Genomic DNA, 21,792 nt, shown 5'->3' on the forward strand with positions numbered 1-21,792 from the left:
GGCGCGCTACGACATCAACATGGCAACCTTCGGCATTCCTGGCCTGAGCTTCATGACTCGTTACGTAACCGGTAGCGGCGCCAACACTGGCACCACGTCGAACGGTAAAGAGTGGGAACGCGACATCGAAGGCAAGTACGTGATCCAGAGCGGCCCAGCTAAAGACCTGAGCCTGCGTATCCGTCAGGCAACCTATCGTTCGTCTGATGGCGTTTACTATGGTTCCGCCTCTATCGACGAACTGCGCCTGATTGCGCAATACCCGTTGAACATCTTGTAACGATCGGTTTCGTTACAGCGATGACTTGAGGCTTCGGCCTCAAACAAAAAGCCGCTCCTCTGTTTAACAGGGAGCGGCTTTTTTATTGCAGTTTTATTTCAATCAACAAAACAACTAGCAAGCTAAGTAACTAGTTTATCAAAGCTGACCTATCGGCCAAGTTCGATAGCATCACGCCAAGTTATTTCGGCGCACTTTCCTGCATCACCCGAATAACCCGTTGTGGAAACGGAATATCAATCCCGGCCGCTTTCAAACGGTCACGCGCCAGTTCATTGAGCATAAACACCACGTCCCAATAATCCGGGGTGTTGGTCCAGCAACGCAGGGAGACGGTGATGGAACTGTCGCCCAAGGTCGACACCACCGCCACAGCGGCAGGGTCCTTCAGTACACGCGGGTCTTCGGCCAGAGCCAGCAATACTTCACGGGCCTTCTGCAGGTCCGCCTCATAGTCCACACCCACATCAAACACGACCTTGCGGGTCGGCTGGCGGTTGGTGTTGGTGATAAGGCCGTTGGACAGGCTGCCGTTGGGAATGATCACCGTCTTGTTGTCGCCGGTGCGCAATACGGTGTGGAAGATCTGGATGCTGTCGACGGTACCCGAGGTGCCCTGGGCTTCGATCCAGTCACCGATGCGGAACGGGCGGAACAACAGAATCAGCACGCCGCCGGCAAAGTTCGCCAGGCTGCCTTGCAAGGCCAGGCCGATAGCCAGGGTAGCGGCACCGATCGCCGCCACGAACGAGGTGGTGGCCACACCGATCATCGAGGCCACGTTGACCACCAGCATGACTTTGAGCGCGATGTTGGCAAGGCTGGTGATGAAGTGTTGCAACGCCATGTCCGCGTTACGCATGGCCAGCAGGCGGCCCACGCGTTGCGTCAAGACATTGATCAGCCACCAGCCGATGGCCAGGGTGACCAACGCCAGCAATACGCGGCTGCCGTATTCCATGATCATGGGGATCCAAGACTGGGAGGTCTTGATCAGGTGATCCATTTCAGCGTTCAAATCCATCTACTTTCTCCTGTTGTGCGGCGATAAGGCTCGACTGACTGCCTGAAAACGCAATTGAGCCCCGAAGGGCTCAATTGTAGGCAATGATGCTGGGGCGTGGGACGTCAAAAGTGCCCACAGGTTCCCCAAAGTGCCATCAGTCGCGGAAGTTATTGAACTGCAGCGGCATATCAAACGTCTTGGCGCGCAGGGCCGCGATGGCCTCTTGCAGGTCGTCACGCTTCTTGCCGGTAACGCGAACCTGCTCGCCCTGGATGGCGGCCTGGACTTTGAGCTTGGCGTCCTTGATGTGCGCCACGATCTTCTTGGCCAGCTCTTTGTCGATGCCTTCCTTGAGCACGGCTTCCTGCTTCATCAGCTTGCCGGAAGCGTAGGCATCCTTGACTTCCAGGCATTGCACGTCGATCTTGCGCTTGACCAGGGCCAGCTTGAGGATCTCGATCATCGCTTCCAGCTGGAAATCGGCTTCAGCGGTCAGGTTGACGGTCAGTTCCTTTTCCTTGAATTCGAAGCTGCCCTTGCCTTTCAAGTCGTAGCGACGGTCCAGTTCCTTGACGGCGTTCTCGACGGCGTTGGTGACTTCGTGTTTGTCCAGTTCAGATACCACGTCGAACGAAGGCATGTGATTTCTCCAATATAAGGGGCGGGCTCAGTAGAGATGGAGCGCGCCCGAGCTAAAATGCCGGGGCATTATAGCGGTTCTTTCGCGCCGTTCACCGCTGGCGAGCTTATGGAGTACACACTGATGTCGACCCCCTGGCATATTCTTGGCGCCGGCAGCCTGGGCACCCTCTGGGCCGCACGGCTGGCGCGCGCGGGCGTGCCCGTCAGGCTGATCCTGCGCAATGAGGCGCGCCTGGCCGACTATCGAGCCGGCCAGGGGCTGACCCTGTTCGAGCAGGGTGTAGAACAGACTTACCCGGTAGTCGGTGAAACGCCTGACAGCCCAGAGCCGATTCATCGCTTGCTGGTGGCGTGCAAAGCCTACGACGCCCAAAGCGCCATTGCCCAGCTGCAACCTCGACTGGCGCCCGACGCCGAACTGATCCTGCTGCAAAACGGCCTCGGCAGCCAGGACGCAGTGGCTGCACAAGTACCGTCGGCCCGCTGCATCTATGCCTCCAGTACCGAAGGCGCCTTTCGCGAAGGCGACTGGCGAGTGGTATTTGCCGGCCATGGTTTCACCTGGCTGGGGGATGCGAGCCACCCCACGCCACCGCTGTGGCTGGACGACCTGCAAGCAGCCGGCATTCCCCACGATTGGGCCAGCGATATTCTCACGCGCCTGTGGCGCAAGCTGGCGCTCAATTGCGCCATCAATCCCCTGACCGTGCTTTACGAATGCCGCAACGGCGGCTTGCAAGCCCACGCGTGTGAAGTGGCGACCTTGTGCGCGGAACTGGCCGAGCTGCTCGAATGCTGCGGCCAACCCGCCGCCGCACAGGACCTGCACAGCGAAGTACAGCGGGTGATCCAGGCCACGGCGACCAATTACTCGTCCATGTACCAGGACGTGGCCAACGCACGGCGTACCGAGATCAGCTACCTGTTGGGCTACGCCTGCCAGGCGGCCGCCCGCCATCAATTGGTGTTGCCGCACCTGCAACAGTTGCAAGCGCGCCTGGTCGAGCATTTGCGCGCACGCGGATTGGCCAGCGACTGAGGCACGCGCTACCCTGCCTACCTGTCTATCACCTGGGAAAACCCTGATGCCACTGCGCCAGCGTCTTGAAAATCTACCAGTAGGGCAGAAACTGCTGGCAGCCCTGCTGGTGTTGTTGACCACCGTATTGCTGGTGGCCAACCTGACGTTTATCAGCGCCGCCTACTGGATCTCCCAGGAAAGCATGGCCCCCCAGGCCTTGCAGTCCATCGGTCGACTGGTGTCCAACCCCGCGCTCGCCGCCGAGGCCCTTGAGTCTCCGACCAAGGCCGAGGCGCTGCTCAATGAGCTGACCAGCTATTCACCGTTGCGCGCCGCCGCGCTGTACGACGGCGAAGGCAACCGCCTGGCGCAGATGCAGCACGGCGACCGCCTGCACCTGCCGGACCACTACCGCCATATCGAAGCGTGGCGCCTCACTGAATTTCGCAGCAACCAGGTCATCACCCTGCCCCGCGGCAACCAGCCTTCAGGGCATTTGTTGCTGGTGGCCAGCAGTGAGCTGCCGGTGGCGTTCTATACCGGCACGCTGACCGCGAGCCTGGGTATCCTGATTTTCAGTGTATTGCTGTGGCTGGTCATCGCCCGGCAGATCAAACGCCTGATCACACGGCCGATTCATGAACTTGAAGAACTGTCCCGCCAGGTGACCCGCGAGGAGAACTACGCGTTACGCGCCGGGCGTGGCAACCGTGATGAAATCGGCAGCCTGGCCGAAGCGTTCAACACCATGTTGTCGCGCATCGAAGCCCGCGAGCAGCAACTCAAACGCGCGCGCGACGACTCCCAGGCCGCGTATGACCAGGCCCAGGGTTTGGCCGAAGAAACCCGGCATACCAACCGCAAGCTGGAACTGGAGGTCCAGGTACGCAGCAAGATCGAGAAAAAGCTCACGGGCTTCCAGAACTACCTGAACAGCATCATTGACTCGATGCCCTCGGCGCTGATCGCCCTGGACGAACAACTCTATGTCACCCAGTGGAACCAGGAAGCTACCGCCCTCTCCGGTACGCGTCTGGACGAAGCCTTGAACCAGCCGGTGTTCCTGGCCTTCCAGCCGCTCAAGCCGTACCTGCCACAGATCAAGGCCACCGTGGAGCAACACACCGTGGAACGGATCGAGCGGGTCACCTGGATCAAGGACGACGAGCCCAAGCATTACGCGCTGACGTTCTACCCCTTGATGGGCGGCGCCGGGCGCGGTGTGGTGATCCGAATCGACGACATCACCCAGCGCCTGTCCCTGGAAGAAATGATGGTGCAATCGGAAAAAATGCTCTCCGTGGGCGGCCTGGCCGCAGGTATGGCCCATGAGATCAACAACCCGTTGGGCGCGATCCTGCATAACGTGCAGAACATTCGGCGGCGCCTGTCCCCCGAGCTGCCCAAGAACCTTGAACTTGCCGAACAGGTGGGCATCGAGCTGGAGACGGTCAACCGATACCTGCAAGGCCGCGAAGTCCCGCAACTGCTCGACGGCATTCAGCAGGCCGGGGCGCGTGCCGCGAAAATCGTTACCCACATGCTCAGCTTCAGCCGCCGCAGCAATCGCCAGATGGCGCCCTGTGATTTGCCAGCGCTGATCGACCAGGCCGTGGACATCGCCGGTAACGACTTTGACCTGACCATCGGTTTCGATTTCAAGGGCCAGGCGATCATCCGCCAGTTCGATCCGCAACTGGGCCCGGTGCCCGGCACCGCCAACGAGCTGGAGCAAGTGCTGCTCAACTTGCTGAAAAACGCTGCCCAGGCGATTCACCTGCGCGAGGACGACAGCGAGCCGGGGCGCATCATCCTGCGCACCCGCCTCAACCCGCCGTGGGCGGAAATCCAGGTGGAAGACAACGGCATCGGCATGAGCGAAAACGTGCGCAAACGCACGTTCGAACCGTTCTTTACCACCAAGGAAATCGGCCAGGGCACCGGGCTAGGCCTGTCGGTGTCATATTTCATCATCACCAACAACCACAAGGGCCAGATGGAAGTGCATTCCACCCTGGGCCAGGGCACCTGCTTTACCTTGCGCCTGCCCTTGGCCGGCAGCCAATTGCCCCCCACTGAACTTACCCAACTGGAGCACTGACCATGGGCTTTCGCCTGTCGAAGATCTACACCCGTACCGGCGACAAAGGCGAGACCGGCCTCGGCGACGGCCGCCGCGTGCCCAAGGACCATCCACGCGTGGAAGCGATTGGCGAGGTGGATACGCTGAACAGCCAACTCGGCCTGCTGCTGGCCAACCTTGAAGAACAAAGCGGCAAGCACCCGGCGTTGAAGGATGTGATTGAAGTGCTCACCCCTTGCCAGCACCGTCTGTTTGACTTGGGCGGTGAGCTGGCCATGCCGGTGTACAAGGCGCTGAATGCGGCGGAAGTGGATCGACTGGAAGCAGCGATTGATCGTTGGAATGAAGAGGTTGGACCGCTGGAGAACTTCATTCTGCCCGGCGGCTCAGCCTTGATCGCCCAGGCCCATGTGTGCCGCAGCCTGGCGCGCAGCGCCGAACGCCGCTGTCAGCACCTGAATGCGGTGGAGCCGTTGGAGGGTGTGGGGTTGGCGTATATCAATCGGTTGTCGGATTTGCTGTTTGTGGCGGCCAGGGTGATTGCCAAGCGCCAAGGTATTGCGGAAGTGTTGTGGCAGGCAGCGGCCAAGCCACACTGAGCATTGCGGTGTTTGATCGGGCGCTTTCGCGAGCAAGCCCGCTCCCACATTTGATCGCATTCCAATGGTAGAACTCGGTCAAATGTGGGAGCGGGCTTGCTCGCGAAGAGGTCAGTCAGAGCACCATCACACCTGCGGCCAGAACGCTCGAATACCTGCCACACCTTGCGCACCAGCCTCCCACGCCTGCTCCCGCTGCGCCGGCCCAACCCCGCCCAACAGAAACACCGGCTTGCTGAACCCAGCGATCAACTGCTGCGCCTGCTCCCAACCCAACGGCTGGGCATCCGGATGAGTCTGGGTCGGCTGCACCGGCGACAGGGTGACAAAATCCACGTCCATCATTTCCGCCAGGGCCAGCTCTTCAGCGTTGTGGCACGAAGCCGCCAGCCAACGGTCTTTGGGCAGCGGGCGGCCCTTGCTCGCGTATTTGCGCAACTGCGCCGAGGTCATGTGCCAGCCGGCAGCGGGGAAATCCCCCAGCCACTCGAACGGCCCCTTGAGCATCAGTTGCGCCTTGCCGGCACACAGGCCCACCGCATCTACTGCCAAGTCGCGGTATTTGGGGTCATAGCCGTTGGGCGCACGCAGTTGAACCAGCTTGATGCCACCGGCGATAGCCTTCTGGATACCGCGCAACAGCGTCGGGGTTTCGAGCTCGCCAGGGGTGATCAGGTACTCGGCGGGCAAGCGTGCCGCAGCGACAATCGGCGCATTCGCCGCCGGGAATTCATAGTTGACCAGGTCACGCGGTGCCACCCACGCCAACGGCTGCCCTTCGGCGCCATGGGGCTCGCCGGTAAAGGCCGAGACTTCCCACACATCCAGCAATACCTGTTTGTCCGGGTAGTCATGTTGCACCTTGATCAGCGGCCGCGCCGTGGTGACCTGGATGCCCAGCTCTTCCTGCAATTCACGGGACAAGGCCGTGGCAACCGACTCATCGGCCTCCACCTTGCCGCCGGGAAACTCCCAGAGGCCGCCTTGATGCTGAGTATCGGCACGGCGCGCCAGCAGGATCCTGCCATCGACACCGCGGATCACCGCTGCTGCTACATGCACTCGTTTCACGCCACTGCTTCCTCTCGTCGTAGCCCTTTGTAGGAGCGAGCTTGCTCGCGAAGAACGTCAACGATCACGCGTGCATCCTGGATAAACGCGGTGGCCTTGAGTTTTTCGCGAGCAAGCTCGCTCCTACAGGGGGAGGGTCATTTTCAGGTACGGTATTCCGCGTTGATCTTCACGTACTCGTGGGACAGGTCGGTGGTCCAGATGGTTTCGCTGCACTCGCCACGACCCAGTTCGATACGGATGGTGATTTCTTCCTGCTGCATCACCGCCGAGCCCTGGGCTTCGGTGTAGGTTTCGGCGCGGGCGCCACGGCTGGCGATGCACACGTCACCCAGGAACACGTCGATCTTGCTCACGTCAAGGTCCGGCACGCCAGCACGGCCGACAGCCGCAAGGATACGGCCCCAGTTCGGGTCCGATGCAAACAGCGCGGTCTTGATCAGCGGCGAGTGCGCCACGGTGTAGCCCACATCCAGGCATTCCTGATGGTTGCCGCCGCCGTTGACTTCAACCGTGACGAACTTGGTCGCGCCCTCGCCGTCACGCACGATGGCCTGGGCCACGTCCATGCACACTTCAAACACCGCCTGTTTCAACGCCGCGAACAACGGGCCTTCGGTGGAAGTGATTTCCGGCAGGTTGGCCTGGCCGGTGGCGATCAGCATGCAGCAGTCGTTGGTGGAGGTATCACCGTCGATGGTGATGCGGTTGAACGACTTGTTGGCGCCGTCCAGCATCAGGCGTTGCAGCACATCGCGGGAGACTTTGGCGTCGGTGGCGATATAGCCGAGCATGGTGGCCATGTTCGGGCGGATCATGCCTGCGCCTTTGCTGATACCGGTAACAGTAATGGTCACGCCGTCATGCACGAACTGGCGGCTCGCGCCTTTTGGCAAGGTGTCGGTGGTCATGATGCCGGTAGCGGCAGCCGCCCAGTTATCCACAGACAGGTCATCGAGCGCGGCTTGCAGGGCGCCTTCGATTTTTTCCACCGGCAGCGGTTCACCGATCACACCGGTGGAGTACGGCAGCACCTGGCTGGCATCGACGCCGGTCAACTGGGCCAGCTTGGCGCAGGTGCGCGCCGCCGCGACCAGGCCCGGCTCGCCAGTGCCGGCATTGGCATTGCCGGTGTTGGTCAGCAGGTAGCGAATCGACCCGGCCACGCGCTGCTTGGCCAGAATCACCGGTGCGGCGCAGAAGGCGTTGAGGGTGAACACACCCGCCACGGTCGAGCCTTCAGCACAACGCATCACCACCACATCCTTGCGCCCCGGGCGCTTGATGCCGGCCGAAGCGATACCGAGTTCAAAACCGGCAACTGGGTGCAACGTGGGCAAAGGACCAAGACCAACAGCCATGAATGCGCTCCTTAAAAATAGGTGATGTCTGTGCCGTCGCTATCGACGGTGGGAATTAATGGCAAAACGCCGCGACGGCAAAGGCCGGTCGCGGCGCGGGGGGTTGCAGCGTCAGGCGAAAATCTTATTCGATCTGGCCGTGGCAGTGTTTGAATTTCTTGCCCGAACCGCAGTAGCACAGCTCGTTGCGACCCAGCTTCTGATCATTGCGAACCGGCGTCTGGGCCAAGGCCACATCGACCTCTTCACCCAAGGCCTCAGGCTCGTCCAGGCCCGGCGCTTCGTCGTGCTGGAACTGCATGCGCGCCGCCAGGGCCTCGGCTTCCTGACGCAGGCGTGCTTCTTCCTCGATCGGGTCTTCGCGACGCACCTGAACGTGGGACAGCACGCGGATCGAGTCGCGCTTGATAGAATCCAGCAATTCGGAGAACAGCGTGAACGACTCGCGCTTGTACTCCTGCTTCGGGTTCTTCTGGGCGTAGCCACGCAGGTGGATACCGTGGCGCAGGTGGTCCATGGTCGACAGGTGGTCTTTCCACAGGTCATCCAGCACGCGCAATACGATCTGTTTCTCGAAGGTGCGCAGTGCTTCGGCACTCGCCTGCTCTTCTTTCTCGTTGTACGCCGCCAGCAGCTCGGCCATCAGTTTTTCGCGCAGGGTTTCTTCGTACAGGTGGTCGTCTTCGTCCAGCCATTGCTGAACCGGCAAGTCCACACCGAAATCGCTCTTCAATGCCGCTTCCAGGCCGGCAACATCCCACTGCTCAGGCAGCGATTGTGGCGGGATATGGGCGCTGACAGTGGCGTTGAGCACGTCCTGACGGAAATCAGCGATGGTTTCGCCAATGTTGTCGGCGGCCAGCAACGTGTTACGCATGTGATAGATCACTTTACGCTGTTCGTTGTTGACGTCGTCGAACTCGAGCAGTTGCTTACGAATGTCGAAGTTACGGCCTTCTACTTTGCGCTGGGCCTTCTCGATGGCGTTGGTCACCATGCGGTGCTCGATCGCTTCACCGGACTGCATGCCCAGGGCTTTCATGAAGTTCTTCACCCGGTCCGACGCGAAGATACGCATCAGGCTGTCTTCCAGCGACAGGTAGAAACGGCTGGAACCGGCGTCACCCTGGCGACCGGCACGGCCACGCAGCTGGTTGTCGATACGACGCGATTCGTGACGCTCGGACGCGATCACCTGCAAGCCACCGGATTCCAGCACGGCCTGGTGGCGCTTCTGCCAGTCGGCCTTGATCTGGGCGATCTGCTCAGGCGTCGGATTGTCGAGCGAAGCCACTTCCACTTCCCAGTTGCCGCCCAACAGGATGTCGGTACCACGACCGGCCATGTTGGTGGCGATGGTCAGTGCGCCTGGGCGACCGGCCTGGGCGATGATCTCGGCTTCTTTTTCGTGGAACTTGGCGTTCAGTACCTTGTGCTCGATACCTTCCTTGTTGAGCAGGTTGGACACGTGCTCGGAAGTCTCGATGGTGGCGGTACCCACCAGGATCGGGCGGCCCTTGGCCATGCCGTCCTTGATGTCATTGATGATCGCCGCGTATTTCTCTTCGGCGGTCAGGAACACCAGGTCGTTGTAGTCTTTACGCGCCAACGGCTTGTTCGGCGGGATGACCATCACGGCCAGGTTGTAGATCTGGTGGAATTCGAACGCTTCGGTGTCGGCCGTACCGGTCATGCCGGACAGCTTGTTGTACAGACGGAAGTAGTTCTGGAAGGTGGTGGACGCCAACGTCTGGCTTTCGGCCTGGATGTTGAGGTGTTCCTTGGCTTCGATGGCCTGGTGCAGGCCTTCGGACAGGCGACGACCGGGCATGGTACGACCGGTGTGCTCGTCGACCAGAACCACCTGGCCTTCCTGCACGATATATTCGACGTTGCGATGGAACAGCTTGTGGGCGCGCAGGCCGGCATACACGTGGGTCAACAGGCCCAGGTTGTGTGCCGAGTACAGGCTTTCACCTTCGGCCAGCTCGCCGATCTGGGTGAGCATCTCTTCGACAAACTGGTGACCGGCTTCGTTGAGTTCGACCTGGCGGGTCTTCTCGTCGATGGTGAAGTGACCTTCTTTGGTCACCACGCCTTCCACTTCCTCGATGTGCTGCTCCAGGCGCGGGATCAACTTGTTGATCTCGGTGTACAGGCGCGAGCTGTCTTCGGCCTGGCCGGAGATGATCAGCGGAGTACGGGCTTCGTCGATGAGGATGGAGTCGACTTCGTCGATCACGGCAAAGTTGAGTTCACGCTGGAATTTTTCATCCATGCTGAACGCCATGTTGTCGCGCAGGTAGTCGAAACCGAATTCGTTGTTGGTGCCGTAGGTAATGTCGCAGGCGTACGCAGCGCGCTTCTCTTCCGGCGGCTGGAACGGCGTTACCACGCCGACGGTCAGGCCGAGGAATTCATACAGCGGGCGCATCCAGTTGGCGTCCCGGCGAGCCAGGTAGTCGTTCACCGTCACAACGTGCACGCCCTTGCCGGACAGTGCGTTGAGGTAGACGCCCAGGGTTGCCACCAGGGTCTTGCCTTCACCGGTGCGCATTTCGGCAATCATGCCTTCATGCAAGGTCATGCCGCCGATCAACTGGACGTCGAAGTGGCGCATGCCCATGACGCGCTTACCGGCTTCACGGGCGACCGCGAAGGCTTCGGGCAGCAACTTGTCGAGGGTTTCACCTTTGGCTATGCGGGCCTTGAACTCTTGGGTCTTGGCGCGCAATTGCTCGTCCGACAGAGCAACCATCTGCTCTTCGAAGGCATTGACCAGCTGCACCGTCTTGAGCATGCGTTTGACTTCGCGCTCATTCTTGCTTCCAAAAAGTTTCTTTAACAAAGGCGCAAACATATCGGCAGGTTCTTCCACACATAGGGATGGAGGGCGCACCGTGAGTGGCCCGAGCAGCCCTCACGGCCGCATTGCGAACGCGCATTCTACCCGGAATCGTGGGTGAGGAAAGTGGCGTTGTTCCCCGAGGCAGGCACGGCGCTGTGAGAGGGCTTGTTTAAAATAAGGGCTTTTGCGCGAACTTCAACCCATGGAGTGCAGAAGTTACTTATTGATTTCATGGGCAAAGCCCAGCCGACGCAGAGCCTCCGGGTGTGCAGGCGCTTTCTGCTAAGATAGCCGCTCTGTTACCTAAGGTGTCTAAACATGGCATTTCGCCCTCTCACAGCCCGCGCTCCCGGCGTGTTGCTTCGCGAAGCCAAGCCGTTGAAAGCCATCTTTGGCCATGCCAAGCGCCTGGGCCATTTGCAACGCCTGCTTGAAAGCCAGCTGCAACCGGCCGCACGTGAGCACTGTCATGTGGCGTCCTGGCGTGAAGGCAATCTGCTATTGATTGTCACCGATGGTCATTGGGCCACCCGCTTGCGTTATCAGCAAAAACGCTTGCAGCGCCAGTTGATGGTGTTTGAAGAGTTCGCCGGTTTGACGCGCATTCAGTTCAAGGTGCAGCCGCCCACCGTGCCGCAAGGCGCAGTGGGGCATACCCTGGACCTGTCGGAAACGGCCGCTGAAACCCTTCAGGCCACCGCCGAAGGGATCAACGACCCGGGCTTGCGCGCCGCCCTGGAACGGCTGGCCGCCCATGCCCGGCCCAAAGCCTGAAGCGCTACTTGCGTTTGCTGCCGCCCAATAACGAACCGAGCAGCCCCCGCACCAACTGGCGCCCCATCTGATTGGCGGCCTGCTGCATGGCTGATTTCAACGCCTTGCCCGCCGTGGTGCCCAGGAAGGCACCGGCCTTGTCTGTGAAGCTCGGCTCTTCGGCGGCCGGCGCGGCCTGCTCGGCAGGCCCAAGTTCCTTGCGGGCCATCAGCACTTCATAGGCAGACTCACGATCCACCGGCTTGTCATAGCGCCCCAACAGCGGCGAACTGGCGATCAACGCTTTGCGTTCAGCTTCGGTGAGCGGCCCGATCCGCGATTGCGGAGGAGCAACCAGTACGCGCTGGACGACTTCCGGCGTGCCCTTTTCCTGCAAGGTTCCCACCAATGCCTCACCGGTGCCCAACTCTGTGAGCACTGACAAGGTATCGAACGTCGGGTTGGGACGAAAACCATCCGCCACCGCCCGCAGGGACTTCTGTTCTTTGGCGGTGAACGCACGCAAACCGTGCTGGATGCGCAGGCCCAGTTGCGCCAGTACCGTATCCGGCAAGTCGCCCGGCGATTGGGTGACGAAATACACGCCGACGCCTTTGGAACGAATCAGGCGCACCACCTGCTCCAGGCGTTCCTGCAAGGCCTTTGGTGTATCGGCGAACAACAAGTGCGCCTCATCGAAAAACAATGCCAACAACGGTTTGTCGGCATCGCCGCGTTCCGGCAATTGTTCGAACAACTCTGCCAGCAGCCACAACAGGAAGGTCGCGTAGACCTTCGGCGCCTCATGCACCAAGCGGCTGGCGTCCAGCAGGTGGATGCGCCCACGTCCATCGCTGGAGGGCTGCAAAATATCTTCCAGTTGCAGAGCCGGCTCGCCAAACAAGGCTTCGGCGCCCTGCTGCTCCAGCACTGCCAGGCGCCGCAACAAGGCCTGGCTGGAACCGGTGGTCATCAAGGCGGCGTCTTCGCCCAGCAGTTCCGGGTGATAGCGCAGGTGATTGAGCAGTGCCTTGAGGTCCTTGAGGTCCAGCAGCAACAGGCCTTCGCGGTCGGCCACTTTGAACGCCGCATAGAGCGCCGATTGCTGGCTGTCGGTGAGTTCCAACAGGCTGCCGAGCAACAGCGGGCCCATTTCACTGATGGTGGTGCGCAGTGGGTGACCGGATTGGCCGTGGATATCCCACAGGGTGACCGGGTACGCCTGGGCGGTGTAATTAAGGAAGGGCATGCCGGCAATACGCTCGGCCACTTTGCCCTGGGGGTTGGCGGCGGCGCCCAGGCCGCAGAGATCGCCCTTGATGTCGGCAGCGAACACCGCCACGCCCGCATCACTGAAGGCTTCCGCCAGGCGCTGCAAGGTGACGGTCTTGCCCGTGCCCGTGGCGCCAGCGATCAACCCGTGACGGTTGGCCAGGCGCATGGACTGGGCGATGGGCTGGCCGTCAAGGCCGGCACCGATAAGCAGTTGTGTGGAGTCAGGCATTTCGTCACCTATGGTTAATCTTTAGTGCCGCGAGGTCGATATAGACAGATGTAAGCCCGACAAAGACTAAAAAACGGTCAGATAATTCCGATACGGACCAACGGAGCTATCACCAGAAATACCACACCTTTTTTGACGCTGCCATTTTGCGCCTCCCGCATAGGATGCGCCTCGGATATTAAGACCTTAGCGGACCCTTCAAGCCATGAACAAAAATCTGCGCTTCAGCCACAAGATCCTGCTTGCAGCCTCCCTTATCGTCATCGCCGCCTTTGCGTTGTTTACCCTCTACAACGACTACCTGCAGCGCAACGCGATTCGTGACGACCTCAATAACTACCTGCATGAGATGGGCGACGTCACCGCCAGCAACATCCAGACCTGGCTCACCGGCCGTATCGCCCTGGTGGAAAACGCCGCACAGAACATCGCCATCAACCCTGAAAAAAGCGTGGTCGCCAGCCTGCTGGAGCAGAAAGCGCTGACCTCGTCATTCATGGCCACCTACGTCGGTGACAGCCAGGGCACTTTCACCATCCGCCCTGACACCAAGATGCCCGACGGCTTCGACCCGCGTGTTCGCCCCTGGTACAAAGGCGCCCAGGCCAGTAATGGCTCGACCCTGACCGAACCCTATATCGACGCGGCGACCGGGCAACTGATCATTTCTGTCGCCACGCCCAGCGCCAAGGGTGGCCAGAGCATCGGCGTGGTCGGCGGCGACCTGAGCCTGCAGACCCTGGTGGATAACATCGGCGCGCTGGATTTTGGCGGCATGGGCTATGCGTTCCTGGTCAGCGCTGACGGCAAAGTGCTGGTGCACCCCGATAAAGCCCTGGTGATGAAAACCCTGGCGGATGTGTATCCAAAAGACACGCCGAAGATCAGCGGCGACTTCAGCGAAGTGCAAGCCAATGGCAAGACCAATATCGTGACGTTCACACCGATCAAGGGCCTGCCCTCGGTGAACTGGTACCTGGGCGTTTCGGTGGATAAAGACAAGTCTTTCGCCATGCTCAGTGAGTTTCGCACCTCGGCGGTGATCGCCACGATCATCGCGGTGGTGATCATCATCGCCCTGCTCGGCATGCTCATCCGCGTCTTGCTGCAACCTCTGCACCTGATGACCCGCGCCATGCAGGACATTGCCGATGGTGAAGGCGACCTGACCCGCCGCCTGACCATCCAGAACAATGATGAGTTCGGCACCCTGGGCAATGCGTTCAACCGCTTCGTGGAGCGCATTCATACCTCGATTCGCGAAGTGTCTTCCGCCACCGAGCACGTCAATGAAGTGGCCCTGCGGGTGGTCAGTGCCTCCAACTCATCGATGGTCAACTCCGACGAACAGGCCAACCGCACTAACAGCGTCGCCGCCGCCATCAACCAACTGGGGGCCGCGGCCCAGGAGATCGCACGCAACGCCGCCCAAGCCTCCAGTCAGGCCAGCGATGCACGGCACCTGGCCGAGGACGGCCAGCAGGTGGTTGAACGCAATATCAAGGCGATGACGCAGTTATCCAGCATGATCAGCACCTCAAGTACCAATATCGAAGCACTTAACAGCAAAACGGTGAATATCGGCCAGATCCTTGAGGTGATCACCAGCATTTCCCAGCAAACCAACCTGCTGGCGCTCAACGCGGCGATCGAAGCGGCGCGCGCCGGGGAAGCCGGGCGTGGCTTTGCGGTGGTAGCCGATGAAGTGCGCAACTTGGCCCATCGCACCCAGGAGTCGGCGCAACAGGTGCAGACGATGATCGAAGAGCTACAGGTGGGCGCCCGGGACTCGGTGACGACCATGAGCGAAAGCCAACGCCACAGCCTGGACAGCGTGGAAATCGCCAACCTGGCCGGCGAGCGCCTGAACAGCGTGACCCAGCGCATTGGCGAGATCGACGGCATGAACCAGTCGGTCGCCACCGCCACTGAAGAACAGACCTCGGTGGTGGAGTCGATCAATATGGACATCACCGAGATCAACACCCTCAACCAGGAAGGGGTGGAAAACCTGCAATCGACCCTGCGCGCCTGCTCGGACCTGGAACAACAGGCCTCGCGTTTGAAGCAATTGGTGGGCAGCTTCCGGATCTGATGGGCAACGCAATGCGATCCAATGTGGGAGCGGGCTTGCTCGCGAAAGCAGTCTGTCAGTTGAAGATGTACTGACTGATTCACCGCTTTCGCGAGCAAGCCCGCTCCCACAGGGGACCTGCGTTTAACCGACCGGCAAACACACCAATCCCAATCGAACATCTATCCTTACCTCAGGTCCATCTAGGGAGAGCAATGGATCGGAGGGATGTTCATCGTGCATATCGCTGACATAACCATGTTCTACGCCCCGGCCAGCGGTGGCGTACGCACTTACCTTGACGCCAAGCACCGGCGTCTGGCGCTCAAGCCGGGCATTCGCCACAGCCTGTTGATCCCCGGCGCACATTTGAGCGAGCAGGACGGCATCTTCAAAGTACCGGCGCCCGCCCTGCCCTTCGGCAAAGGCTACCGTTTCCCCGTTCGCTTGGCGCCATGGCGAAATGTCCTGCACGATTTACAGCCCGATCTGATCGAAGTGGGCGACCCTTACCTGACGGCCTGGGCCGCCCTGGATGCCCGGCGCCAGTTGGATGTGCCGGTCATCGGCTTCTACCACTCCGACCTGCCATTGCTGGTGAGCAACCGCATGGGGCCTTGGTTTACCCCCAATGTTGAAGCCTATGTGCGCAAACTCTATGGGAATTTTGACCGAGTGCTCGCCCCCAGCCAGGTCATGGCCGACAAGCTCACCGGGCTTGGCGTCAGAAATGTCTTCGTGCAACCCCTGGGCGTGGACCTGCAAACCTTCACCCCTGAGGTACGTGACCCCGGCCTGCGCGCCGAACTGGGGATTGGCGAAGACACTCGGCTACTGATCTTCGCCGGGCGCGGCTCCAAGGAGAAAAACCTGCCGGTGCTGCTCAACTGCATGAAGCGCCTGGGGGAAGGCTACCACTTGCTGTTGGTGGGCTCTGGCATGCCGGCCAGCGTGCCAGACAATGTCACCGTCATTGATGGATTCCGGCCCGCCCAGCATGTTGCGCGGCTGATGGCCAGCGCCGATGCCTTGCTGCACGGCGGCGACCAGGAAACCTTCGGCCTGGTGATTCTGGAAGCCATGGCCTGCGGTATTCCGGTGGTCGCCGTGGCGGCCGGGGCCTTTACCGAGATTGTCGACGAGCGTTGTGGCCTGCTGTGCACGCCGAACAACCCCAAGGCCATGGCCGATGCGGTGCGCGAGCTGTTCAGTACCGACAGCCGACGCCTGGGTGCTCAGGCTCGGCGCCATGTCGAGCAGCGTTATGCGTGGGACACGGTAGTCGACAGCCTGTTGGGGCATTACTACGCCGTGCTGGGCAGCCATGAACCGATGCTCGCCCATGGCTGAGCGCGCGCTGATGCTGGTACTGCACGACGTGGCACCGCATACCTGGGCCGACTACCGGCCCTTCGTCGAGGCCGTCGATGCACTGGGCAACGTGCCCATCACTTGGTTGGTGGTGCCGGACTTTCATCACCATGACGACTTGGCCGCCCACCGCGATTTTCGGCGCCTGCTCGATAGCCGTGTCGCCAAGGGCGATGAACTCACCTTGCATGGTTACTACCATTGCGACGACCAACCTCGGCCACGTACGCCAAAAGAATGGTTTATGCGACGCATCTATACCCATGAAGGCGAGTTTTACCAGCTGTCCGAGGCCGAGGCGTTGCGGCGGCTGACCGCCGGCATTGAGGTATTCCAGCGCAATAGCTGGCCGCTGCATGGCTTTGTTGCACCCGCCTGGTTGATGAGCGACGGCACCCGGCAGGCATTGCGCCAGTTGCCGCTGAGCTACACCAGCGACCCACAACATCTTTATCGCCTGCCGGACTTCACGCCTATCAATGCCCCCGGCCTGGTGTGGAGTGCGCGCAGTGCCTGGCGCCGGGGATTGTCCAAAGTCCTCAGCGACCGCCGGGAACAGCGGTGGCAGACAGCCCCGCTGATCCGACTGGGATTGCACCCTGTGGACATGCGCTACAGGTTTTCCCGCGATTATTGGCTGCACACCCTGCAACGCCTGCTCAACGCGGGGCGCGTCCCCCAAACCAAGGCCGCCTGGCTGGCAACGCAACCATGGGCCGACTGATCTGGCTGGTGCTTGCCCTGCTGGTGGCACTGGCCATTCCGATATGGCTGGGCGGCGGCGAAAGCATTACGCGCCTGCGCCAGTTTCCGCTGCCCCAGTTGCTGGGGATGTTCGCCATGATCATCGGCTGCTGGCTGATCAACAGCCTGCGCATCCGCCTGTTGCTTGGCGAGCATTGCGCTCGGCTAGGGCCGCTTAAAAGTCTGGGCGTGGTGATATCCACCGAATTCGCCATGTGCGCCACACCCGGCGGCAGCGGCGGACCGTTGACCCTGATGGCGCTGCTGGCACGTAACGGCGTGCGCCCCGCCCACGGCAGTGCGGTGTTTGCCATGGACCAACTGAGCGACTTGGTGTTTTTTCTCTGCGCACTGGTGGGGATCCTGCTGTATGCGCTGTTTCATAGCCTCAGCCCGCGTTTGGAGTGGTTGCTGGGGCTCAGCGCCGTGTCGATGGTGGGTGGGGTGATCAGTGGCTGGGCCGTGGTGCATTTTCACCGGCGGCTGATTCGCCTGGCGGGTTTGGCACTCAAGGCTATGAAGGTCGGCGCTACCACCCGCCGACGCTGGGCACGCCGGTTGCTGCGTTTTCTGGCGGCGTTCAGCGCCACCCTCAAGCTCCCCCGGAGTACCTTGCTTGGGGTCTTTGCGCTGACCAGCCTGCATTGGCTGCTGCGTTACAGCGTGCTGTACCTGGCGCTGCGCGGGTTGGGCGGTGAGGTGCAGTGGGCCTGGAGTTTTCTGATCCAGATGCTGTCGCTGACTGCCGGGCAGTTCAGCCTGGCGCCAGGCGGGGCCGGCGCAGCGGAGCTGACGTGCGTGGCACTGCTGGCGCCCATGGTGGGCACATCCACAGCAGCGGCGGCGATTCTGATCTGGCGAGCGGTGACCTATTACTTCTATTTGCTGGCCGGTGCGCCAGTGTTTTTATTGATGGTCGGCAAACCGCTGCTCAAGCGTCTTTTTCAGGGGCGGCAGGCGGCTCGTCCTGCGCCTGTGTCTGCTCCCATAAACGCGCCGCGCCTGGAAAATCAGTTCCATCCTCGGCATCCAGCGCCTCCGGGTCGTAACGACTCAAACAGCCCTCGCCCAAGGTAGCAGGCGCCCGTGAGGTGGCTTTATCGAGCGGGTCGCTCATGGGAATCTCCTGAAACAGAAATAAAAAAAGGGCCTGGAGAGTTTTACCTCCAGGCCCCTGCGTCTTTCAATCAAAACCGCTGAGTCAGAAAACCACGGTCTTGTTGCCGTGCACCAACACGCGATCTTCCAGGTGGTAGCGCAAGCCACGCGCCAACACCATTTTCTCGACGTCACGGCCGAAGCGCACCATGTCTTCAATACTGTCGCTGTGGCTGACGCGCACCACGTCCTGCTCGATGATCGGGCCGGCGTCCAGCTCTTCGGTCACGTAGTGGCAGGTTGCACCAATCAACTTCACGCCACGCAGGGAAGCCTGGTGATACGGCTTGGCACCGACAAACGACGGCAAGAAGCTGTGGTGGATGTTGATCACTTTGCCCGCGTATTCGCGGCACAGCTGCGGCGGCAGGATCTGCATGTAGCGCGCCAGCACCACCACATCCGCGTCGTGCTGCTTGACCAGGCGCGACACCTCGGCAAATGCCGGCTCCTTGTCCTGTGGGTTGACCGGCACATGGTAATAAGGGATGCCATGCCATTCGACCATGCTGCGCAGGTCGTCGTGGTTGGAGATCACGCAAGCAATCTCGCAATCGAGTTCGTCGCTGTGCCAGCGGTGCAGCAGGTCTGCCAGGCAGTGGGATTCGCGGCTGGCCATCAGCACCACGCGTTTCTTCTGCTCGGTGTCGGTGATGTGCCAAGTCATCGAAAACTCTTCGGCAATCGGCGCAAACGCCTCGCGGAAGGCTTCCAGGCCAAAGGGCAGCGTATCGGCACGGATTTCGTGACGCATGAAAAACCAACCACTGAGATCGTCCGAGTGATGGCTCGCCTCGGTGATCCAGCCATTATGGGAAGCCAGAAAGTTACTGACCTTGGCAACGATGCCAACCCGGTCCGGGCAAGCAATCACCAGCCGAAAAGTGCGCATTAGGGGGAAACTCCAGAACTTCACAAAGGCGGCTATTCTAGCGATTACGCAAAAAAACTGCAGTATTCCCTTGCACCTGATCTTGAGCCCTCGCCGTGGCAACACCCCTTAATCGTGTAAGGTTTTACCACCGCTATATGACGGTACAACGGTATGCTCAGGCCAGTAGCAAAAAATTAACGCGATTATCTTTGCGCATAACGCTTACTAATTAACTCATCGGCCAGGTTTTCTCACACACATTCAATGTCATTCACCTGAATAACGTCTTAAATGTTTACTTGATGAAATTGCCTGACTATTATTAGGCCACTCACCCTGTCAATCAGCGTTCTACATAAGGTAGTCCACATGTCACTGATCAACGAATACCGCGCCACCGAAGAAGCTATCAAAGAGCTGCAAGCCCGTTTGAAGAACCTGTCCGAAGACGACAAGCTGAAAACCGAGCTCGAATTCGAAGGCAAATTGCGCACCCTGATGGGTGAATACTCCAAATCCCTGCGTGACATCATCGCGCTGCTGGATCCAGAGTCGAAAGTTAAAGCACCGCGTGGCGCTGTGAAAACTACCGGCACCAAGCGTGCTCGCAAGGTCAAGCAGTACAAAAACCCGCACAACGGCGAAGTGATTGAAACCAAAGGTGGCAACCACAAAACTCTGAAAGAGTGGAAAGCCAAGTGGGGCGGTGACGTAGTTGAAGGTTGGGCAACCCTGCTGGGCTAAGCCCGGTCGGACGTTCACCCGATACGTCACACATGAAAAACGCCAGCTTGCTGGCGTTTTTTATTGTCGGAATATTCTGTAGTTATGCACCTACAGATTCAGGCGCGCCGCTAAGGAATCTACATAGTCCTGCCATTGCGCCAGTACCTGACACTGAAACGATGTAGCACTAACCGCCAACTCCTCACGCGCCTGCTTAAACCCCAACAGGGTATTCGGCGCCCCCCACTGCGCATCCGACAAACGTTGCTGACAGAAAAGTTTCCAGCGTTGTTGCTCCTCATTGTTCAAGGTTTCAGGAAAGTTACGCGCCCGGTAGCGAAATAATAATTCCGGCAAACGATGATCATCGAATGGCCACTGCTGACGGGCCAACTGCGCGGGCTCGGCCATGCGAACTTGCTCACATAAACGACGGTCACGGTCACCAATAAAACCATCGTAGAGCTGCTGCTCCGGGTCCGCGTTCGGCGCAAAGTCTTCCTCGGCATAAATGGCTGCTAACTTGTCCCGCCAAACTTCCTGTGCGTCAGTTAGCCGCAGCGCCCGTGCAAGGCAAGCCTCCTTATCCAATTGCAGGCGCTCCAGGTCTTGCGGACGCAGCACATTTAACGGCGCGACCACCGGGCAGCGGTTGATATGCAGCAACTTGAGCGGAACCGGCAGCTCACCTTCGGCCAACTCATCGCGGCGCGTGTAAAGACGCTGGCGCAGGGTCGCCGCATCCAGGTCCAACAGCCCTTGTGGATCGAGCCCCAGGTCACAGACGATCAAGGCATTGCGATTGCGCGGGTGCCAGGCCAGGGGCAAGACCACGCCCAGGTAATGGCGCTCGGCAGAGAAACGTCCGGAGATATGCACCATCGGTTGCAGCAACCGCACCTGATCCATCACCCGCTGTTTGCTGCGCAGTTGAAACAACCACTCATACAACTTCGGTTGTTTCTCCCGGACCAACCGCGCCAGGGCGATAGTTGCACGCACATCCGACAACGCATCATGAGCCTGGCCATGGTCGATGCCGTTGGCCTCGGTCAAGCGTTCGAGCTTGAGGGTCACACGCCCTTCCTGCTCGGGCCAGTTGATGCCCTCCGGCCGCAGGGCATAGGCGGTGCGCATGACATCGATCAAGTCCCAGCGGCTGTTGCCGCCCTGCCACTCGCGCGCATACGGATCGAAAAAATTGCGGTACAGACTGTAGCGCGTCATTTCATCGTCAAATCGCAGGGTGTTGTAGCCGGCGCCGCAGGTACCTGGCGCGGCCAGTTCGGCGTGCACCCGGGTCATGAAATCGGCTTCGGCAAGGCCCTTCTCGGCGAGGATACCCGGCGTGATACCCGTGATCGAGCACGCTGCTGGATGAGGCAGGATATCGTCGCTGGGCTGGCAATAAAGATTGATCGGCGCACCGACCTCATTGAGCGCAAGGTCGGTGCGGATCCCGGCTACCTGGAGCGGACGATCGTTGCGCGGGTTGATGCCGGTGGTTTCATAGTCGTACCAGAAAATCGAGGTCACGGGCTATTCCTGTGCTGAAGACCGACAAAGTCTAGGCGCTGCAAGGCGTTTGGGGCCAGCGATACCTTACTGTATAAATATCCAGAAAAACCTCGGGTGGTTGCTTCCATCCTCGACACTGCTAGCATCCGTGTTTCTAAG

At 60.2% G+C, this 21,792-nt stretch carries 18 protein-coding genes and 1 pseudogene; 11 read left to right on the top strand and 8 right to left on the bottom strand.

What is annotated here, in order from left to right:
• Positions 1-280 (top strand): OprD family outer membrane porin (locus tag A7K61_RS21045; protein WP_139129532.1); only part of this gene is annotated, 280 nt, incomplete at its 5' end.
• 181 nt (positions 281-461) lie between these two features.
• Here the strand turns inward: A7K61_RS21045 and A7K61_RS21050 are convergent.
• Both A7K61_RS21050 and A7K61_RS21055 read right to left on the bottom strand, forming a co-directional pair.
• Entirely contained in the window at positions 462-1,304 is an 843-nt protein-coding gene (locus tag A7K61_RS21050) for a mechanosensitive ion channel family protein (RefSeq protein WP_032895503.1), read from the bottom strand.
• 136 nt (positions 1,305-1,440) lie between these two features.
• Positions 1,441-1,926, bottom strand: coding sequence for a YajQ family cyclic di-GMP-binding protein (locus A7K61_RS21055; RefSeq protein WP_003193880.1), 486 nt, complete (start codon positions 1,924-1,926; stop codon positions 1,441-1,443).
• 123 nt (positions 1,927-2,049) lie between these two features.
• Here A7K61_RS21055 and A7K61_RS21060 point away from each other — a divergent pair, with 123 nt between their 5' ends.
• From A7K61_RS21060 to A7K61_RS21070, 3 genes are read left to right on the top strand one after another with little or no spacing between them, the layout of a single operon-like run.
• Positions 2,050-2,967, top strand: a complete 918-nt coding sequence (locus A7K61_RS21060; protein ID WP_069558292.1) for a putative 2-dehydropantoate 2-reductase — start codon at positions 2,050-2,052, stop codon at positions 2,965-2,967.
• Between the two features lie 46 nt (positions 2,968-3,013).
• On the top strand, positions 3,014-5,050 hold the full coding sequence (locus A7K61_RS21065) for an ATP-binding protein (RefSeq protein ID WP_069558293.1): 2,037 nt from the start codon (positions 3,014-3,016) through the stop codon (positions 5,048-5,050).
• 2 nt (positions 5,051-5,052) lie between these two features.
• Complete coding sequence (locus tag A7K61_RS21070) at positions 5,053-5,631, top strand: cob(I)yrinic acid a,c-diamide adenosyltransferase (RefSeq protein WP_069558294.1); 579 nt, start codon at positions 5,053-5,055, stop codon at positions 5,629-5,631.
• Positions 5,632-5,757: 126 nt separating this feature from the next.
• Here the strand turns inward: A7K61_RS21070 and A7K61_RS21075 are convergent, their stop codons facing one another.
• The 3 genes from A7K61_RS21075 to secA form a co-directional block, all read right to left on the bottom strand.
• Positions 5,758-6,702 (bottom strand): Nudix family hydrolase, encoded by a 945-nt coding sequence (locus A7K61_RS21075; RefSeq protein WP_047711674.1) that lies wholly within the window; start codon positions 6,700-6,702, stop codon positions 5,758-5,760.
• Between the two features lie 143 nt (positions 6,703-6,845).
• Complete coding sequence (gene argJ, locus A7K61_RS21080; protein ID WP_032895495.1) at positions 6,846-8,063, bottom strand: bifunctional glutamate N-acetyltransferase/amino-acid acetyltransferase ArgJ; 1,218 nt, start codon at positions 8,061-8,063, stop codon at positions 6,846-6,848.
• 124 nt (positions 8,064-8,187) lie between these two features.
• Positions 8,188-10,923: a preprotein translocase subunit SecA gene (secA, locus tag A7K61_RS21085; protein WP_003193886.1), complete on the bottom strand. Its 2,736-nt coding sequence runs from the start codon at positions 10,921-10,923 to the stop codon at positions 8,188-8,190.
• Between the two features lie 306 nt (positions 10,924-11,229).
• Between secA and A7K61_RS21090 the strand changes: the two genes are divergently transcribed.
• Positions 11,230-11,685, top strand: a complete 456-nt coding sequence (locus tag A7K61_RS21090; RefSeq protein ID WP_003193887.1) for a DUF721 domain-containing protein — start codon at positions 11,230-11,232, stop codon at positions 11,683-11,685.
• 4 nt (positions 11,686-11,689) lie between these two features.
• Here A7K61_RS21090 and A7K61_RS21095 read toward each other — a convergent pair whose 3' ends face one another.
• Entirely contained in the window at positions 11,690-13,168 is a 1,479-nt protein-coding gene (locus A7K61_RS21095; RefSeq protein WP_069558295.1) for a helicase HerA-like domain-containing protein, read from the bottom strand.
• Between the two features lie 205 nt (positions 13,169-13,373).
• On the opposite strand from A7K61_RS21095, the pseudogene A7K61_RS34285 reads away from it, so the two are divergent.
• The 5 genes and pseudogenes from A7K61_RS34285 to A7K61_RS21115 form a co-directional block, all read left to right on the top strand.
• Positions 13,374-14,405: pseudogene (locus A7K61_RS34285) on the top strand (cache domain-containing protein); the annotation flags it as partial.
• Between the two features lie 93 nt (positions 14,406-14,498).
• Positions 14,499-15,263: a methyl-accepting chemotaxis protein gene (locus A7K61_RS34290; RefSeq protein ID WP_370694806.1), complete on the top strand. Its 765-nt coding sequence runs from the start codon at positions 14,499-14,501 to the stop codon at positions 15,261-15,263.
• Positions 15,264-15,470: 207 nt separating this feature from the next.
• Positions 15,471-16,592 carry a glycosyltransferase family 1 protein gene (locus tag A7K61_RS21105; RefSeq protein WP_069558296.1) on the top strand — a complete coding sequence of 374 codons (1,122 nt, stop codon included), beginning with the start codon at positions 15,471-15,473 and terminating at the stop codon, positions 16,590-16,592.
• Positions 16,585-17,337: a DUF2334 domain-containing protein gene (locus A7K61_RS21110; RefSeq protein WP_069558297.1), complete on the top strand. Its 753-nt coding sequence runs from the start codon at positions 16,585-16,587 to the stop codon at positions 17,335-17,337. The genes A7K61_RS21105 and A7K61_RS21110 overlap by 8 nt, the downstream gene beginning before the upstream one ends.
• Positions 17,325-18,434, top strand: a complete 1,110-nt coding sequence (locus A7K61_RS21115; protein ID WP_069558298.1) for a lysylphosphatidylglycerol synthase transmembrane domain-containing protein — start codon at positions 17,325-17,327, stop codon at positions 18,432-18,434. The genes A7K61_RS21110 and A7K61_RS21115 overlap by 13 nt, the downstream gene beginning before the upstream one ends.
• 124 nt (positions 18,435-18,558) lie before the next feature.
• Here A7K61_RS21115 and purU read toward each other — a convergent pair whose 3' ends face one another.
• Positions 18,559-19,407: a formyltetrahydrofolate deformylase gene (gene purU / locus A7K61_RS21120; protein WP_003193893.1), complete on the bottom strand. Its 849-nt coding sequence runs from the start codon at positions 19,405-19,407 to the stop codon at positions 18,559-18,561.
• Between the two features lie 351 nt (positions 19,408-19,758).
• Here purU and mvaT point away from each other — a divergent pair, with 351 nt between their 5' ends.
• Entirely contained in the window at positions 19,759-20,133 is a 375-nt protein-coding gene (gene mvaT / locus A7K61_RS21125) for a histone-like nucleoid-structuring protein MvaT (RefSeq protein ID WP_019821235.1), read from the top strand.
• 90 nt (positions 20,134-20,223) lie between these two features.
• Here mvaT and sbcB read toward each other — a convergent pair whose 3' ends face one another.
• Positions 20,224-21,651, bottom strand: a complete 1,428-nt coding sequence (sbcB, locus tag A7K61_RS21130; protein ID WP_069558299.1) for an exodeoxyribonuclease I — start codon at positions 21,649-21,651, stop codon at positions 20,224-20,226.
• Positions 21,652-21,792 lie beyond the last annotated feature (141 nt).

Origin of the sequence: Pseudomonas sp. AP42 (assembly GCF_001728935.1) — a bacterium.
Lineage (GTDB): Bacteria > Pseudomonadota > Gammaproteobacteria > Pseudomonadales > Pseudomonadaceae > Aquipseudomonas > Aquipseudomonas lactis.

Bases quoted from the DNA above. Each gene is read 5' to 3' on its own strand.
- A7K61_RS21050 (WP_032895503.1), bottom strand. From the start codon at position 1,304: ATGGATTTGAACGCTGAAATGGATCACCTGATCAAGACCTCCCAGTCT.
- A7K61_RS21055 (WP_003193880.1), bottom strand. From the start codon at position 1,926: ATGCCTTCGTTCGACGTGGTATCTGAACTGGACAAACACGAAGTCACC.
- A7K61_RS21060 (WP_069558292.1), top strand. From the start codon at position 2,050: ATGTCGACCCCCTGGCATATTCTTGGCGCCGGCAGCCTGGGCACCCTC.
- A7K61_RS21065 (WP_069558293.1), top strand. From the start codon at position 3,014: ATGCCACTGCGCCAGCGTCTTGAAAATCTACCAGTAGGGCAGAAACTG.
- A7K61_RS21070 (WP_069558294.1), top strand. From the start codon at position 5,053: ATGGGCTTTCGCCTGTCGAAGATCTACACCCGTACCGGCGACAAAGGC.
- argJ (WP_032895495.1), bottom strand. From the start codon at position 8,063: ATGGCTGTTGGTCTTGGTCCTTTGCCCACGTTGCACCCAGTTGCCGGT.
- secA (WP_003193886.1), bottom strand. From the start codon at position 10,923: ATGTTTGCGCCTTTGTTAAAGAAACTTTTTGGAAGCAAGAATGAGCGC.
- A7K61_RS21090 (WP_003193887.1), top strand. From the start codon at position 11,230: ATGGCATTTCGCCCTCTCACAGCCCGCGCTCCCGGCGTGTTGCTTCGC.
- A7K61_RS21095 (WP_069558295.1), bottom strand. From the start codon at position 13,168: ATGCCTGACTCCACACAACTGCTTATCGGTGCCGGCCTTGACGGCCAG.
- A7K61_RS34290 (WP_370694806.1), top strand. From the start codon at position 14,499: ATGGTCAACTCCGACGAACAGGCCAACCGCACTAACAGCGTCGCCGCC.
- A7K61_RS21105 (WP_069558296.1), top strand. From the start codon at position 15,471: ATGTTCATCGTGCATATCGCTGACATAACCATGTTCTACGCCCCGGCC.
- A7K61_RS21110 (WP_069558297.1), top strand. From the start codon at position 16,585: ATGGCTGAGCGCGCGCTGATGCTGGTACTGCACGACGTGGCACCGCAT.
- A7K61_RS21115 (WP_069558298.1), top strand. From the start codon at position 17,325: ATGGGCCGACTGATCTGGCTGGTGCTTGCCCTGCTGGTGGCACTGGCC.
- purU (WP_003193893.1), bottom strand. From the start codon at position 19,407: ATGCGCACTTTTCGGCTGGTGATTGCTTGCCCGGACCGGGTTGGCATC.
- mvaT (WP_019821235.1), top strand. From the start codon at position 19,759: ATGTCACTGATCAACGAATACCGCGCCACCGAAGAAGCTATCAAAGAG.